The sequence below is a fragment of the Stenotrophomonas maltophilia group sp. RNC7 genome, assembly GCF_030910085.1.
Classification (GTDB): Bacteria; Pseudomonadota; Gammaproteobacteria; order Xanthomonadales; family Xanthomonadaceae; genus Stenotrophomonas; species Stenotrophomonas sepilia.
On the sequence record NZ_JAVFVN010000086.1, the window covers coordinates 1 to 1153 of the forward strand.

Genomic DNA, 1153 nt, shown 5'->3' on the forward strand with positions numbered 1-1153 from the left:
AAATTTTTAAAGAAAATACACTTTGGATAATAAGTGAATCTATTACCTATATACAATAGATAAAATAAATTAGGTCCATTGATAGTAGTTATATATATATGTAGAGATGAACTAAAAAAATCAATAATAAAACCACCTCTCTATATAAAGTAAGGAGCGGTGGTTTTTTATTATATTAAAGGAGCGAGAATTATGGAGTTAACAGGAGGACTTATACATTGGTTTAAATATGATTTAAGTACAAGCCTAGAACAATGTCCATATCATGAATTAGGCGATGCTGCCGCGCTTTCTAAATACATTCAATTAGAACGTAAAAACTTAAACCAATATCATGTACCCCTTGTTTATGGCAATGACCTGCTACACCTACAAGATGCTGTATATAGATGGAGTATACCTGAACAGCAATATATACATCATGAACTAGAAAGCATAAGAAGTTTTAAAGCATTGATATTTCAACAGCCTATATCAGTACCAGTTGGGAATATACAACAACACTCAAATGGTTCAACATACTCAGATACAATCGTTCAATTCAAAACTAATTATCCTTATCCCTTGCTATCGAAGTTTATAACAGACACTAATGAAGTTATGTATGTTACTTCTATTAATGGAATGGTTGGCATCTCCATACCATTATATAAAGGAATGGACATTATCGATATTAGTTACGGATATTATAGAAAAGTAGATGATTTGTATTAAAATATTTAATGTTTATGTGTAGAATGTATTGCAAAAGAGAGAGGGAATTTTATAAATGGATAAAGGAGACCGATAAAAGTGGAAGTTATTAATTCTACAACAACTGCAACTTTGCTAGATATTAGTAAAAATGAAGGTAATTACTTAACTTTATCACCCAGTATAAAGGTTGATACCTTTTCTGAAAAAGCAAATATCATTAACAAATGGTTAAGAGAAGATGTATTTCATACTCAAATATTATCAAATGCAGCTGCAAAAACTTTTATCAAGGAAATAAACAATTCTATCTCTAATGCACATTACCATCTAAAATTGCAAAAAGATAAGTCAAATTTACTATTAAAAATCACGCAAAATATATACTTGCATATTGAATGTTTTCAAGGAGAAGTTAAAAAGCCATTAAATATCTGGTTAGAGGGAATTATTATAAATC

At 29.1% G+C, this 1153-nt stretch carries 2 protein-coding genes; both read left to right on the top strand.

Going from position 1 to position 1153, the window contains the following annotated elements:
• The first annotated feature begins 192 nt into the window (after window positions 1-192).
• Window positions 193-714 carry a hypothetical protein gene (locus RCF13_RS00840; RefSeq protein ID WP_308140724.1) on the top strand — a complete coding sequence of 174 codons (522 nt, stop codon included), beginning with the start codon at window positions 193-195 and terminating at the stop codon, window positions 712-714.
• 78 nt (window positions 715-792) lie between these two features.
• On the top strand, window positions 793-1153 hold a 361-nt coding region (locus RCF13_RS00845), incomplete at its 3' end, for a hypothetical protein (RefSeq protein WP_308140725.1).

Excerpts from the sequence above, each read along its gene's own strand:
- RCF13_RS00840 (WP_308140724.1), top strand. The coding sequence starts at position 193 with ATGGAGTTAACAGGAGGACTTATACATTGGTTTAAATATGATTTAAGT.